This window comes from Agrobacterium sp. LAD9, assembly GCF_003031125.1.
Taxonomy (GTDB): Bacteria; Pseudomonadota; Alphaproteobacteria; order Rhizobiales; family Rhizobiaceae; genus Agrobacterium; species Agrobacterium radiobacter.
The window spans coordinates 289316-303852 of the sequence record NZ_PHGS01000016.1 but is presented as its reverse complement, the minus strand read 5'-3'; the positions used below and the strand labels follow the sequence as shown (position 1 = coordinate 303852).

Here is a 14537-nt window from a genome sequence, read left to right as displayed (position 1 = left end):
CGGAATTTCAATCGTTTCAAACGCGCAAGGAGGCTCATCTTGGCCCAGGACTCCGAAAAACTGCTCTCCATCCTCAAGCTCCAGCCGGTCGTGCCGGTGCTGATCGTGGATGACGCCGCTTCCGCCGTGCATTTGGCGCGCGCTTTGGTCGCAGGCGGCCTGAAGGCGATCGAGATCACCATGCGCACGCCGGCGGCGCTGGATGCCATCCGCGCGGTTGCAGCGGAAGTGGAAGGCGCGCATGTCGGCGCTGGCACCATTCTCAACGCCCGGGATTTCGAAGCGGCGGCCGAAGCCGGCTCCACCTTCATCGTCAGCCCCGGCATCAATAAAAGCGTGCTGGAAGCCGCGCGCGGTTCCAAGGTGCCGCTGCTTCCGGGTGCGGCCACAGCCAGCGAAGTCATGGCGCTGCGCGACGAGGGTTATAAAGTGCTGAAGTTCTTCCCGGCCGAACAGGCTGGCGGCGCACCTTACCTCAAGGCGCTGTCTTCACCGCTCGCCGGCACCGTGTTCTGCCCGACCGGCAGCGTCTCGCTCAAGAACGCCAATGACTATCTCTCCCTGCCGAACGTCGTCTGCGTCGGCGGTTCCTGGGTTGCCCCGCGCGAACTGGTGGCGACCGGTGACTGGGCGGGCATCACCAAGCTTGCTGCCGAAGCCGCGGCACTGCGCGCCTGATTTGCGTCCTGTCAAACCCGTTCACGAAGGCGTGAGCGGGTTTGACATTTGTATTCGGCCCACGACTTCCTATCTCCCCTGTAGATTTGACCTTTACAGGAGATTTTGATGTTCGACGCCAAGAAGCTTCTTGAACAATTCCTCGGCTCTCAGGTGCCGGGCCTTTCGGGAAGCGTCCGTGACAGAGCCGGGCAGGCCGCCGATATCGCCAAAAACAATCCCCTGAAGGCCGGTGCCCTTGCCGCCGCAATTCTGGGCACCAAGACCGGCCGCAAGCTCGCCGGCAATGTCGCCACCATCGGCGGTGTCGCCGCCATCGCCGGCCTCGGCTATCTCGCCTACAAGAATTACAAGTCCGGTCAGGCCCCGGAAGCCGCGCCGAAACCCGAGCCGGAGCTTCTCGCCCCGCCCACAGATTCCGCCTTCCACCCGCAATCGCCGGCCCTTTCCAATGATTTTGCGCTGAAGCTCATCCAGGCGATGATCGCGGCTGCCAAGGCGGATGGTCATATCGATGAGAAGGAACGCGCCAATATCATGGACAAGGTGCAGGTCTCCGGCATCGATGATGAAGCCGAGCGGTTCCTCGAGAAGGAACTGGCCGATCCGCTCGACATCGACGCGCTGGTGGCTGCCGCCCGCACGGAAGAGCAGAAGGTGGAGCTTTATACCGCCTCGCGCCTTGCCATCGAGGCCGATACGCGGGCGGAGCGGGGGTATCTCGATCTTCTTGCCGGGCGACTTGGGTTGCCGGATGCGCTGGTGGACCATATCGAGGCGACGGTGGTGGCGGCGAAGGTTTGAGGTAGTGCTTTAGGCTTGGGCACGAAGGTTTGAGCGTGTGGTTCACCCCCCTCTGCCCTGCCGGGCATCTCCCCCACAGGTGGGGAGATCGGCAAGACGCTCTTTCGCCACTTCCTTCTCGAACGTTGAGATGGGCGAGACTTTACCGCAGGTCGATCTCCCCCCTTGTGGGGGAGATGCCCGGCAGGGCAGAGGGGGTGAGCCACACCCGCCGAGACCACCGCATCCCACCCCACATGCCCTGTTGTCATCCCGCCCCGCTTGCCCTAATCCTTCTCCCAGCAAATGGGGAAGAGAATGCGCGATCTGAGTGATTTTAGGGGATGTCCGCCGCCGCAGCCGGTGGTGCTAAAGGGCCGTTACGTCACGGCCGAGCCGTTTGATCGCGAAAAACACCTCGCAAGGCTCTGGTCAGCCCTTGGCGGCGAGGGCACCAATGCGCTTCTCAAATATTTCCCGCAAAACGCCTTCCCTGATGCCGACGCCTTTGGCGACTGGCTCATCGGCGCGGGGCAGAAGCTTAACTGGGTCACGCTGGTCTTCGTGGAAAATGCCACTGGCGATATCGTCGGCATGGCGAGCTATATGCGGCCCGATCCGGCCAATGGCGTGGTCGAGGTCGGCTCCGTCGCCCATGGCGCGAAGATGAAGCGCTCGCCTCTTGCCACCGAAGCGCATTACCTGATGGCGAAACATGTTTTCGAGGATCTGGGGTATCGCCGTTACGAGTGGAAATGCCACAATGAAAACGAACCCTCCAAGATCACGGCGAAGCGTTATGGCTTCACCTTCGAGGGCGTCTTCCGTCAGCATATGATCTCGAAAGGCCAGAACCGCGATACGGCGTGGTTTTCGATGATCGACGGCGAATGGCCGCTGATCGGCAAGGCCTTTGAAGCGTGGCTTTCGCCTGACAATTTTGCAGCCGACGGGGCGCAGAAGCGCAAGCTTGAAGATATCCGCGCGGAGCTTGCCAATGCCTGAAAAACCGACATCGGGGAAAAAGGACTGGTCGCCGGCAATTGCCGCTGCCCTCATCATCGTCGGTTTCGGGCTCGTGTTCTTCGTCATGCCTGATATCATGTTGTGGCTGGGTGATTATTCGCCGTGGCTCGCCGCCGCCTTCGGTTCGGTTGCCGTGTTGTGTTTCTTCCTGCTGTTCTGGCTGCGCGCTCGTTACCAGCGCCGCCGCGACGGTTAGGCCATTTTATTGGACACGCTCTAGAGCTGAAGCGAAGCGCCGAGCAGCAGTAGTCCCATGATCAGCACGAAAAGTGCGCCGGCGATTTCGATCGCGTGGCTGATGCCGGCCGCCTTGCGGCTGCCGGGGCCGGCGAAACGCACGGCGAGCCCCTTGGCCGAGACGGCCATGATGGCGAGAGCCGACACCGTTATGGCGGTGCCGAGCGACATGGCGAGCACGGAGAGCACGCCGCCGAGATAAAGCCCGTTCAAAAGCGCGAAGCTCATGACGATGATCGCGCCCGAGCATGGCCTGAGGCCGACCGCGATGATGGCCGACCATGCTTCATGCAGGCTGAAGTTCTTGCCCTTCAACAGCATGGGGTCCGGCGCATGGGACTTTCCGCAGGAGTTGCAGAGATCGCCGGTGCCGTTATGCTCATGATCCGCGAAAACCGGCTTGCCCTGAAAGCGTAGCCCCGTGCCCATGCCGGTGGTTCTGCCGGCCGTGGCTTCACCCGCCGTGGCAAAGACGGGGACGGGTTCCCGCCGGATGCGCAGTGACCAAAGCTTCCGCACCAGGAGCCAGGCGCCGAACAGCGCCACCATGGCGAAGCTGGCGATCTCCATCGCCTGCGTCGCCTTGGTCATGGTGATGGAGGTGCCGCGCAGCACCAGCCAGGCCGCCCCAACAAGGCCGATGGCCATCAAGCCCTGAATGAGGGCCGAGACGAAGGAAATGAGAATGCCGCGCTTCAGCTGCGTTTCATTGGCGATCATGTAGGACGAAATGACCGCCTTGCCGTGGCCGGGACCGGCGGCATGGAAAACGCCATAGGCAAAGGAAAGGCCGATCAGCGAGCCGAGCGCCCAGCTGTCCTCGCGCATGGCCTTCAACGCACCGGTCAGCGCCCGGTAAAACATCTGCTGGTGCACGTTGATCCATTGCATCAGCGGTGCGAAGGGGCCGCCGACGGAGAAGGAAGGTTCGGCCGAGCCGATGCCGAGCGGCGACTGCGCATGGGCGACACCGGCCACGGCGATGAGGCCGATGGCGACGGCGGCAAGGCGTGCCCTGCGGCTCAGCATGAGACCTCCAGCCGGGTGGCGAAGAGCTTGGTCATGTCGGTGCCGGTCGGATCGTTGAAAAAGGCGTCGGTCAGCGAACCCTGGTTCTGCGAGATTACCTCGTCGGGATCGGGGCGGACGATATGATGCTTGCAGGCATTCAGATCCTTGCCCTGTGTCGCGATATCGCTGTCCTTGGCGAAATCGATCGCCGTATACATGGTCGGATCCCAGGCGCCGAAGCTGAGCTTGCCCTTGACGGCGAGCGGCTTGGTCGGCTTCACGGAGAAGAACATCAGGATCTGCTGGTCCTTGTAGTCCACGTGAATGGCGTCGGGCTTGGAGAACTCCACCGGTTTTCCATTGGCGGTGATGAAGGTGTAATAGGAATATTCGGCGAGCGATTCCAGCACCGTATTGCCGATCTCGGCCAGCTCGTCCTTGTCCAGCTTCAGATCGCTGTTCTTGTCGTAATCCATCACCACGCTTGCCGAAAACATCTCGTCGAAACGCCAGATATTGCGCACTTCCTGAACGGTGCCGTTCGGCCCCTCGACGATTTCCATGCGGGCTTCGGCAAAGATGTGCGGATGCGCAGCAGCCGCGACGGGAACGCAGGCGAGGCCGGCCGCGAGGAGCAAAAAGCGTCTGTTCATTATCCGGTCTGTCCTGCCTTCGAATCTTGAAGACCCGACTCTAGCAGAAATTGGGACCGAATTTCGACCTGATGCGTCTGATCCTTCGCGCGTCCTTCGCGCGGGCCGTCAAGGGATTTCAGAAGGTGCCGCTGAAACGCGAGGTGATGCTGGAGCCGCTATAGGCGAGGTCGGTCTCGCGCTCACCATGCAGCAGGCGGTTGAACTCCAGCTCCAGCTTGCTGTTCTTGCCGGTATCGAAGGATAGCGTGGCGACCAGCCTGCGCTCGCTGGTATCGTAATTATAATAGATCCAGTCCTTATGGACCCGGTTCAGCGCAAGATCGAGCCCGACCTTTTCGGTGAGCCTGCTTTTCACGACGAGTTGCCAGCGACGGTGAAACTCGGCGATCGGATCATCCGGATCGAAAAGCGCATAGTCCTGCGAATAGCCGACGCCGAAGGCGATGCGCTCGGTGGCCTTCACCTCGGCTTCGGCCCGGAGATAGGGGCGGCTACGCTTCACCTGGTCGCTGATCTCGTCACCGGAAATGGATGTGAAGCCCGCCTCGGCCAGAACCGCGAAACGATCGGAGAACTTGTAACCATAGGCCAGCGAGCCGCGCAGCGTATTGGCAGGGAAACGTTCATATTTCTCCTGTTGCCCCTCGGGCACGACGATACGGTCATAAGCAAGCGTCAGGCCCGCCTCGCCGCCGGCCAGCGGCCGCGCATGTTCGGCCTTCAGCGATAAAAGCGCCTCGTTTGCCTCCAGCCGGGTGGGCGTGAAATAGGCCGGACGGAACTGCGCCTTGCCCTTCATCAGGCTGGCAAAGCTTGCCGTCAGCGTGTTCTTGCCGCCGAGCGCAAGGATGCCGAGCTGGGAAGAGGCCTCCAGCTTGTGATCGAGCTGCCGGTAACCAATGTCTTCTTCGGGCAGATGCAGGAAGATGTCGCCGGCATCGCTGCGGGTGCCGCGCAGCTCGATGGCCCATTCCAGCTTTTCGGAAAACCGTTTCGTCAGTCCCAGCGCCGCGATGGTGTTGTGTTCATTGGCGAAGCGGTAACGGGGGAGGCGGACCTCCTCGTGTTCGAGCGAATAACGCAGTTCCGCACCATCAAGCACGACCTTGCCGTTGAGCCCGAAGCCGGCACGCAGCGAAATTGCGCTCAGCCTGTTGGTGTCGGCGAAATAATTGGTGTCATAAGCAATGCCGGACTTATAGGTGACATTATGCTCATCGGCTTTTTCACCCGCCCATGCGCCGCAGGCGCAGGCAAGGCCGAGAACAAGCGCGATATATCCCCCCAGCCGCATTCGCATCTCCGGTCGCTAATTAAGCAATATCTTATATTTGGATGGTTAATAAAGTCTCCCGCGCCGTTTTACTTTCGTGGCCGAAATCCAGTGCGCCAATACCGGAATAGAGGTAGCGGATTCCATAAGAAGATATGTAAAACTCTATTAAAATCACCAGTATTAAAGTTAACTGTTTATTGTAATATTAGCCTTTGCTTGAATTAGAATCCTCTAAATATACAGTTCAGTTACGCCAGATGGCGTGATCAAACAAAAGAGGAGAGAGAAATGATTGCAAAGTTCGCTTGTGTAGCCGCTATTCTTACTGTCGCTTCCGTTGGTCAGGCCAATGCGGGTGGTCTTCTGGGTGGCATCCTGTCCGGCAACAGCAACAAGGGCGGCGCCCTTGTCGTCGTCTCGCCGAGCATCGATCTCGGCGTCAGCGGCATCCTGTCCAATAACGGGATTCTGAACGGCAACAAGACCGGCATCCTGAACGGCCTGCTGAACGGCAACAAGACGTCAGTCGATGTCATCGACAACAAGAATGACGGCGGCAAGAAGCGCCGGCACTAACTGAAATTTGGAACGGGATGGCGAAACCATCGGGCTTTTCTCCATCCCGCTCCAACGGGACAGCTCGAAAATCATCAGGGATTTTCGACACAGGCGATGCGCAGCGCATAAGCCGGCAATGACCCTCGAGTTGCGTGTGTTTGACGCATGGCATTTCCGGCAAGAACAAACGGCGCATCGCATGACTGGAAGGGGGCCTTGCGGCCCTCTTTTTTTTATCCGTGTTACCGACATGGCGGCCCCGCACAAAAGTGCCTGACGACCACTACTCATGATAGTTTTGTGAAGTCGTGAGAGCCCTTTTGCGTCAGGGCGGATGCCGTGTGAATGTCCGCGTAAATTCCGATTTATATTTGGTAAATATTGCAGATATTAATCGAAATACGCTCCATGGCGGTGTTTTTGCCTAAGCTATTTACGCGATTTTAACCATGATGTTCTTCAATCTGTGGGTGCGCTAACCCCGTCATGATGCTGCGCTTCTGGTCGCGAAATACTCGCAGCCCGCAGGTGACGGGATGTTATTTTCAAGGAGCTATCGCATGTTGAAACAATCTCTTCTCGCGCTCGGCCTGCTCGGCGTTCTCTCCGGCGTGGCCGCTGCCGCCGACGCCGTCGGCGACATTCCGTCCGCACCTGTTGTCAACGATGTTGCGCCTGCCTTTTCCTGGGATGGTGTTTATCTCGGTGCGTCTGCGGGTTACGGCTGGAACCGGGTCAAGTCGACGACTTTTGGCGTCACCACCAAGCATGAATTTGACGGCGGCCGTTTTTCCGGCTTCGCAGGCTATAATGCCGAAGTTGCCCCTTCCGTCATTCTCGGCGTCGAGGGTGATCTCGGCTACGCCTGGGGCGACAAGACCATCGTCACCAGCGAGGTTTCTGCAGGCCTGAACGGCTCTGCGCGTCTGCGCGCCGGTTACGCAATCGACCGCGCGCTGATCTATACCGCCGCCGGCTACACCGCGACGGACAGCGAAGTCAAAGCGCCGTTCGGTGAGGACAGCAAGGTCCTGCACGGCTGGACGGTTGGCGCAGGCGTCGACTATGCCTTCACCAACAACCTGTTTGGACGCGTCGAATATCGTTACAACGACTTCGGCAAGGCAACCTACCATACCGGTCCGATCACTTCGACCGGCGATGTCAGCGAACACGTCGTCAAGGTTGGCCTTGGCGTGAAGTTCTGACGGTTATTCCGTTTTCGACAGGGGGCGGCGCAGCGTTGCGACGCCCCCCCACACGCCTGATGCGGCGGTGCTGGCATCGGTCCAGCGGACGCTGAAGACGTTCCGCAGGAAATCAAAACGCACATTGCCTTTCGCGCAGGCTTGAACAGCGGGCCGTTTTGATGTGATGGTGGGTTCCAATCCACTCCCGCTTGCCAGTCTCCAGTCGATTCCCATGCTACAGAAAAGCACTTCGCCGGGCGCTTTTGACCGTCAGGCCTATTTGATCGCGTTGCTGGTTTTCATCGCCGGCAGCACCAATGCCGCCATCGTACCGTTTATCGGTTTTTACATCATTCAGGTGCTCGGCCATCCGCCGGCGACGCTCGGTCTCTACAGCGTGACGGCGATGGTGGCCTCGATCGTCGCCAGCCGTTTTTATGGCGAGCGGGTGGATGCCGGCGTGCGGATCAAGCCGCTGCTCATGCTCTCCATTGCAGGTGCTTTCGTGGCGGCGGCGGCCGCGAGTTTCGGGCATCTGGCGCTGCTGGTGGCGGTAACGGCGACGGGCATGGGGCTTTCCAACGCCGCCACCACCCTCGTCTTCAGTTATGGCCGGTATCACGGCCGGGTGGAGGCGCTCGATACCACCGCTTATAACGCCTTCCTCAGAATGATGGTATCGCTGGCCTGGATGCTGCTGCCGGCCGCAGCCTTTCTGATCGTCGATTTCGCCGGCGCAAAAGCCGTCTTCGTGAATGCGATGTTGATGGCGGCCATCTGGGGGGCGCTTGCGCTTGCCATCGTGCCGCGTGGGCAGACTTGCCCCATGGAGCGGCGGGATGAGGGCGGAGCCGATGCGGGGCGCAACCTGCCGCTGCTGATGGCGGCGACGGCCAGTTTCTGCATGTCTTTCGCCCATGCTCTCTGCGCCTCGGCCCTGCCGGTATTTCTGGTGCGTGAGGTGGGCCTGCCGGATTATGCGCCGGGCCTGTCGCTCAGCGTCAAATGCGCCATGGAAGTCCTGCTTATCCTGCTCGCGCCGAGGATCATGCGCCGGATCAGCGCGCGGCTGCTTCTGAGCATCGCGGCGGTGACGGCGATCTTTGCTTTCAACATCATCGCTTCGGTCACGACCCTGCCGGCCATGCTGGTGGGGGCTGCCATGGAAGGTTCCTATTACGGCCTTTTCGCCGGCACATCTCTCACCTTCGTGCAGGGCTTTGCCCGCGGGCGCACGGCGCGGGCGACGGCGCTCTACATGAATTCGATCTTCCTTGCAGCACTTTTTGCGGTGCCGCTGATGGGGTTCGTGTCGCAATATGCAAGCTTCGGCACCTCGATCCGGCTTGCTTCGGTCGGTGCGGGTGCTGCGCTGCTGCTCTTGTTTCTGACGCGGCGGCAGGTGGCGGATTAGGGTGTTCGGGCGGGGGTAGGGAGGATTTCATCTGGCCTTGCGGCCCGATCATCCCTCATTCCTGTGCTTGTCACAGGAATCCAGTCAGCCCAAGTCCTTGGGCTGAAAAAAGAGGTCTCTCGCCGCGCAGACACGCGTCGGCTGGATTCCTGTGACAAGCACAGGAATGAGGGGCAGGGTGTTGGCCCTCACGCCGAAATATCGATGATCCCGCAATCGCCCGCTTCCGAGGCGAAGGCGAGCAGCTTGCCGGTGGCGCTCCAATCCATGGCTGTAATGGCGCCCTTGCCGGGGCGGCGAAGCAGGGCTTCCTTGCCGTCGGCCAGGCGCACACCGAGGATCATGCCGTCGATGAAGCCGATGGCGAGCACGTCTTCCACGGGGTGGAAGGCGACATTGGTGACCATGATGTTGGCGCGGCTGCCGAGTTCTTCCGGAGCCTTGCCCATCGGGCCGTCCTTGCCGGCGAATGGCCAGACAATGGCGGCTGGCGCACCTGATGAGGCAAGCCATTTGCCCTTTGCCGACCAGGAAATGGATTTCACCTTGGCGGGATAACCGGTCATGCGCATGTGGCGGGCTTCCATGCCGCCCTTGGTCGCTTCCATCTTCCAGCCATGCAGGGCATTTTCCTGCATGGTGGTGACGAGGAACTTGCCATCGGGCGAGAAGGTGACGCCGGTATGCGCGCCCTTCCATTCCAGATCGACCGGATCGCCGGCACTTGCCACCCAATGCAGTGTCACGCCGTTATAACGGGCAACAGCAATGCGCAGGCCCTTGGGCGCAAACGCGATGGCCTCCACTGTGCGCTCTTCCTTGAATTCCTTGACCGTACCGTCGGATAGCCGGACAAAACTGGACTTGCCGACGCCATAAGCCACCGCCTTCTGCGGCCCGCCGGCAACGACGCCGACCCATTTGCGCGGCACATTGGCGAGCTCGCTGATGCTGCCATCATGGCCGATGCGCAGCACACGGCCGTCTTCGCCGCCGGAAAGCAGCGTGGCGCTGTAGGGATCGCGAATGCAGGTCAGAAGCCCGTCATGCGCCTGCGTCACCTTCTCGCCGCCATCCAGGCGGTGAATGGTGCCGGCGGCGGTGGCAAACAGGGGAATGTCGCCGAGAAAATGGGTCGAGACCACGTGGCCTTCGATATCAAGCGGGGCAACAGTCGGCATGGGGCATCGGTCTTTCGTATCTGTGTCTGGTGGGGCGACGATGTCGACCCCGGCGGCAGGCATGGTTCTAGAGCATTTCCGGCAAAAGCGGAACCGCTTTTACGTTCGCACGATTCGTGAAATCAAGGAGATAGACCGCTTTGTAGTCGAGGAATCCACGGCATACGGCACCATGATTTTACAGGACGTGCATCTCCCTGTCCCTCATTCCTGTTCCCCGGGACAAGCCCGAGGATGTCATAGGAATCCAGCCGACGCGCGTCTGCGCGGCGAAAGACTCCTCTCAGCCCAAGGACTTGGGCTGGCTGGATCCCTGTGACAAGCACAGGGATGAGGGGCGGTGAGCGTATCCGAATGACGGAGGCGGCGTCACCCCGGCGCAACGCCGGGGTACCGAAGAGAGAGGATCAGGCCGTGGCGAGGCAGGCGTTGAAGCTCTTTTCCAGCTTTTCGCGGTCCAGTTCGCGGCCGATGAAGACGAGGCGGCTTTCGCGCTTTTCGTCTTCCTTCCACGGGCGCTGGTGGTCGCCCTCGATGATCATGTGCACGCCCTGCACCACGTAACGCTCCGCATCACCCTTGAAGGCGATGATGCCCTTGAGGCGCAGAATGTTGGGGCCGTCTGTCTGAGTGACCTTCTGGATCCACGGGAAGAACCGCTCGGGGTTCATCTCACCGCCGCGCAGCGAGACCGACTGCACCGTCACGTCATGGATCGGGGAGGCCGCGCCATGGTGGTGGTGATCGTGCCCATGGTCGTGATGCCCGTGATCGTGGTCATGGTCATGATGATGGTGGTCGTGGTGATGATGATCGCAATCGGGGCCGCAGGCATGATCCTCATGGCCGTGCTCGAGGAAATGCGGATCGTTTTCCAGCGCGCGCTCCAGATTGAAGGCACCCTGATCGAGAACCCGGGCAAGATCAACACCGGAACGGGTGGTCTTGTAGATGCGCGCGGACGGGTTGATGGCGCGGACGATATCCTCGATGCGGGCCACTTCCTCAGGCGAAACGAGGTCGGTCTTGTTGACGACGACGACATCGGCAAAGGCGATCTGGTCTTCAGCCTCGCGGCTGTCCTTCAGGCGCAGCGGCAGGTGCTTCGCATCGACCAGCGCCACAACGGCGTCAAGCTCGGTCTTGGCGCGCACATCGTCATCCATGAAGAAGGTCTGGGCGACGGGCACCGGATCGGCAAGGCCTGTCGTTTCGACGATGATGCCGTCGAAACGGCCGGGCCGGCGCATCAGGCCTTCCACGACGCGGATCAAATCGCCGCGCACCGTGCAGCACACGCAGCCATTGTTCATTTCGTAGATTTCTTCATCAGACTCGACGATCAGATCGTTGTCGATGCCGATCTCGCCGAATTCATTGACGATGACAGCGTATTTCTTGCCGTGGTTCTCGGAGAGAATGCGGTTGAGAAGCGTCGTTTTGCCGGCGCCGAGATATCCCGTCAGGACGGTGACTGGAATGGGCTTGGCTGGTGCTGTTTCGGTCATGGAAAACCCCGCGTGGAGAGAGGCTATCAAGCCTCAGGAAGATGTGTCGTCGTCCATATAGGCGCGACGCCCTGGCAGTTCAAAGAGATTTTGGCCGAATTCGGCCATGTCACTCAAATTTTGTTATGAAATAACGTTATGTCAAAAGCGTGGATATCTTCAAGCAGTTCGACAAGGCCATTCACAGCGTGGGAAATCAGCCTTTCGCCCTTTTCCGCTGTCGCGGCGGCGGCGTTTCCGGCAGCCCCGTCAGGGTTGAGATCGCTCATCAGCCAGCCGAAGGCGTGTGGGCCATAGGCGCGCAGGTGTTTGAAGCGGCTGGCGAAATCGCTCTGGCGGGAGGCGAAGCTGGCGGCCTTTTGCATCGCCACCCGCTCGGGGTGAAGCGCCAGCATGACCGATGTCTCGATATCGCCGCCGTGAATATCGATCGCCTTGTCCTCCGGCTTCACGATATCGGCCGGCACGCCGAACCGGGTCCAGCTTGTGGCGACCGCCAGCATGCCGAAACGGGCGCGGGCCTCGGTCGCGACAATGGTCATCAGCGGTGAATTGCCGCCATGGGCGTTCAGCATCACGAATTTGCGCACGCCCTTTTTATATTCCGCCTCGGCAATGCCGAGCCAGCGCTCGATGGCCTCATCGTAACGCAAGGTCTTGGTGCCCGGCACATTCATGTGTTCGATGGAATATCCGACCGGTTCCACCGGCAGGAAGGAGACGGGCAGATGGCCGGGCAGGGCGGCGGCGAGACGGGTGACAATGCCTTCGGCAATCAGCGTATCGGTCTCGAAGGGCAGGTGAGGCCCGTGCTGTTCATGCGCGCCGAGCGGCAGCACGGAAATTGCACCTGTTGCGCGAAGATGAGGGTCTGTTACGTTTTCGTCGTGATAATGCGTGTATGAGTTTGGCATCTGGCAGTCCGCACGTGTATTCGGTAAGGATTTCCAGCAACATATATCGGTTCCGCCACAGGGTAAAAGGCACTCGCATATGAGCAAGGACAAATCCGGGCATAAGGACAAAGGCGCCAAGAAGGAAAAGGGCAGCAAGAAGGTAAAGGACGCCAAAAAGAGGGATGAGAACTTCAACCCCGAGGAACTGGCGCAATCCATTACCCAGGCCGCCCGCTCCATGCGCACGGCGCTGAGCCACAGCCTTGCCGAAAGCGGGCTTTATGCCGGGCAGGACGGCGTTATCCTGGCGCTGGCGCAGGAAGGCAGCCTGACACCGGGCCAGATCGCCCAGAAACTCGGCGTCAAGGCGCCCACCATGACGCGCACCATCGGCCGCATGGAAGCCCAGGGTTTCGTGGAACGCAGCGGCGACGACGAGGATGGCCGCGTGACGCTGGTGAAGCTGACGGAAACGGGCCTGAAAAGCGTCGACCACATCAACACCTCGATAGCGGATTGCGGAGCAAGGGCGATAGAGGGGCTTTCGGCCAAGGATATTCGCAACGTTGTTAAACTTCTCAAGGCAATCGACGCCAATCTTCAATAATTTTGTTGAAATTTTTAAAAGAACCATCTGTTTTGTGGCTATTCCTTAAACGGGTTGCGGATTTTGTTTAAATTGTTTAATTGCAATTTAAACGGAGACATCCGTCAGTGACACGCGTTTGGGGAGGAATGCCGTGGCCCAAAAGGTCAAACTGTCTACGATTGCCGAAAGCCTCGGTCTTTCGACCGCCACCATTTCCCTTGCATTGCGCGATAGCCCGCTGGTCGCTGCCGATACGCGGGACAAGATCAAGGAACAGGCGCGGGCGCTGGGTTATATCTATAACCGCCGCGCCGCCAGCCTGCGCACCTCGCGCTCCGGCATTGTCGGCGTGGTATTCCATGATGTGATGAACCCGTTTTACGGGGAAATTCTCAAAGCCATTGAAAGCGAGCTGGACCGCAGCCGCCAGACCTTCATTCTTTCCAACCATTATGATTCGGTGGAAAAACAGCGCACCTTCATCGAGACGCTGCTGCAGCTCGGTTCCGACGGCATCATCATGTCGCCGGCCATCGGCACGCCGATCGAGGACATGACGCTGGCCGAAGAAAACGGCATGCCTGCCATTCTGGTCGCCCGTTCCATGGACGGTGTCGATATGCCGACCTATCGCGGCGATGACAGCTACGGCATTTCGCTCGCCACCAACCATCTCATCAGCCTCGGTCACCGCACCATCGCCATGGTTGGCGGCACCGACCAGACCTCGACCGGCCGTGACCGTTACCAGGGTTACGTCAATGCGCTGCGCAAGGCCGGCATCGAGGTTGATCCGAACCTGCGCATTCCCGGCCCCCGCTCCAAGCAGGGCGGGTTTGAAGCGGCGGTGCATTTCCTGTCGCTGCCGCAGAAGCCGACCGCCGCCGTCTGCTGGAACGATCTCGTCGCCATCGGTCTGATGAACGGCATTTCCCGCGCCGGTCTGGTGCCGGGTGTCGATATCTCGGTAACCGGCTACGACGATCTGGAGGAAGCGGCGATCGCCACGCCGGCGCTGACCACCGTTTCCAACGGCCAGGCCGAGGTGGGGCGCTTAGCGGCGCGCGCGCTGCTGGACAGGCTGGCGGGCAGCCATGAGCCTGACGGCATTCACCTCATCAAGCCGGAAATGCGCATTCGGCAATCGACCGGGCCGGTGCGGCCGCGGATGTGAGCTCGTTTGCGACTCTGAGCCGGCTGACCGCGCGCCCATAGTCGTCGTCGGCGTTTCCTTCCCCCGTCATACCGGCCTTGAGCCGGTATCCAGCCAGCCCAAGTCCTTGGGCTGAAAGGATTGTTTTTGCCGCGCAGACGCGTGTCGGCTGGATTCCGGCTCAAGGCCGGAATGACGAAGCTATATAGCGACGCCGCAAAAAAATCGGCATGAAACTTCCGTCTGCCCCCATAGCATCGCCTTATTGCCCTTTTCACGGCTGCCGTTGTTTGAAAAGATCGCCGCCCAGAGGAGTGGTATGGCGAGCAGTTCGCTTGAAAGCCACTCCGGCTATCGGAATGTTATCAGGAGGAATATCCG

Annotated in this window: 16 protein-coding genes; 9 read left to right on the top strand and 7 right to left on the bottom strand. The window is 60.2% G+C overall.

What is annotated here, in order from left to right; all coding sequences use genetic code 11:
• Nucleotides 1–39 precede the first annotated feature (39 nt).
• The 4 genes from DA915_RS18730 (at nt 40) to DA915_RS18710 (ending at nt 2683) form a co-directional block, all read left to right on the top strand.
• Nucleotides 40–678 (top strand): 2-dehydro-3-deoxy-phosphogluconate aldolase, encoded by a 639-nt coding sequence (locus DA915_RS18730; protein ID WP_003505453.1) that lies wholly within the window; start codon nt 40–42, stop codon nt 676–678.
• Between the two features lie 108 nt (nt 679–786).
• Complete coding sequence (locus DA915_RS18725; RefSeq protein ID WP_020812108.1) at nt 787–1482, top strand: tellurite resistance TerB family protein; 696 nt, start codon at nt 787–789, stop codon at nt 1480–1482.
• Nucleotides 1483–1779: 297 nt separating this feature from the next.
• Nucleotides 1780–2466, top strand: a complete 687-nt coding sequence (locus DA915_RS18715; protein ID WP_003505455.1) for a GNAT family N-acetyltransferase — start codon at nt 1780–1782, stop codon at nt 2464–2466.
• Nucleotides 2459–2683: a hypothetical protein gene (locus DA915_RS18710; protein WP_107676889.1), complete on the top strand. Its 225-nt coding sequence runs from the start codon at nt 2459–2461 to the stop codon at nt 2681–2683. Before DA915_RS18715 ends, DA915_RS18710 begins: the two co-directional genes overlap by 8 nt.
• A 20-nt stretch (nt 2684–2703) precedes the next feature.
• Here the strand turns inward: DA915_RS18710 and DA915_RS18705 are convergent, their stop codons facing one another.
• From DA915_RS18705 to DA915_RS18695, 3 genes are all read right to left on the bottom strand, one after another.
• Nucleotides 2704–3753: a nickel/cobalt transporter gene (locus DA915_RS18705; protein WP_107676888.1), complete on the bottom strand. Its 1050-nt coding sequence runs from the start codon at nt 3751–3753 to the stop codon at nt 2704–2706.
• The gene (locus DA915_RS18700) at nt 3747–4388 is read right to left on the bottom strand and encodes a DUF1007 family protein (RefSeq protein ID WP_003505458.1); all 642 of its coding nucleotides are present in this window, start codon (nt 4386–4388) and stop codon (nt 3747–3749) included. Before DA915_RS18700 ends, DA915_RS18705 begins: the two co-directional genes overlap by 7 nt.
• A 118-nt stretch (nt 4389–4506) precedes the next feature.
• Nucleotides 4507–5685 carry a hypothetical protein gene (locus DA915_RS18695; RefSeq protein WP_107676887.1) on the bottom strand — a complete coding sequence of 393 codons (1179 nt, stop codon included), beginning with the start codon at nt 5683–5685 and terminating at the stop codon, nt 4507–4509.
• A gap of 270 nt (nt 5686–5955) precedes the next feature.
• On the opposite strand from DA915_RS18695, the gene DA915_RS18690 reads away from it, so the two are divergent.
• Together DA915_RS18690 and DA915_RS18685 are read left to right on the top strand one after the other, a co-directional pair.
• Entirely contained in the window at nt 5956–6243 is a 288-nt protein-coding gene (locus DA915_RS18690; RefSeq protein WP_003505460.1) for a hypothetical protein, read from the top strand.
• Between the two features lie 542 nt (nt 6244–6785).
• Nucleotides 6786–7433 carry an outer membrane protein gene (locus tag DA915_RS18685; protein ID WP_060724480.1) on the top strand — a complete coding sequence of 216 codons (648 nt, stop codon included), beginning with the start codon at nt 6786–6788 and terminating at the stop codon, nt 7431–7433.
• A gap of 3 nt (nt 7434–7436) precedes the next feature.
• Here the strand turns inward: DA915_RS18685 and DA915_RS28980 are convergent, their stop codons facing one another.
• On the bottom strand, nt 7437–7613 hold the full coding sequence (locus DA915_RS28980) for a hypothetical protein (RefSeq protein WP_192886600.1): 177 nt from the start codon (nt 7611–7613) through the stop codon (nt 7437–7439).
• A gap of 34 nt (nt 7614–7647) precedes the next feature.
• Between DA915_RS28980 and DA915_RS18680 the strand changes: the two genes are divergently transcribed.
• Nucleotides 7648–8829: an MFS transporter gene (locus DA915_RS18680; RefSeq protein ID WP_192886599.1), complete on the top strand. Its 1182-nt coding sequence runs from the start codon at nt 7648–7650 to the stop codon at nt 8827–8829.
• Between the two features lie 188 nt (nt 8830–9017).
• Here the strand turns inward: DA915_RS18680 and DA915_RS18670 are convergent, their stop codons facing one another.
• From DA915_RS18670 to DA915_RS18655, 3 genes are all read right to left on the bottom strand, one after another.
• The gene (locus DA915_RS18670) at nt 9018–10010 is read right to left on the bottom strand and encodes a WD40 repeat domain-containing protein (RefSeq protein ID WP_003505463.1); all 993 of its coding nucleotides are present in this window, start codon (nt 10008–10010) and stop codon (nt 9018–9020) included.
• A 407-nt stretch (nt 10011–10417) separates the two neighbouring features.
• On the bottom strand, nt 10418–11518 hold the full coding sequence (locus DA915_RS18660; RefSeq protein WP_060727308.1) for a GTP-binding protein: 1101 nt from the start codon (nt 11516–11518) through the stop codon (nt 10418–10420).
• Nucleotides 11519–11631: 113 nt separating this feature from the next.
• Nucleotides 11632–12432, bottom strand: a complete 801-nt coding sequence (locus DA915_RS18655; RefSeq protein WP_080867281.1) for a creatininase family protein — start codon at nt 12430–12432, stop codon at nt 11632–11634.
• A 79-nt stretch (nt 12433–12511) separates the two neighbouring features.
• On the opposite strand from DA915_RS18655, the gene DA915_RS18650 reads away from it, so the two are divergent.
• On the top strand, nt 12512–13021 hold the full coding sequence (locus DA915_RS18650) for a MarR family winged helix-turn-helix transcriptional regulator (protein WP_060724477.1): 510 nt from the start codon (nt 12512–12514) through the stop codon (nt 13019–13021).
• Between the two features lie 133 nt (nt 13022–13154).
• Nucleotides 13155–14177 carry a LacI family DNA-binding transcriptional regulator gene (locus tag DA915_RS18645; protein ID WP_107676885.1) on the top strand — a complete coding sequence of 341 codons (1023 nt, stop codon included), beginning with the start codon at nt 13155–13157 and terminating at the stop codon, nt 14175–14177.
• The last annotated feature ends 360 nt before the right edge of the window (nt 14178–14537 follow it).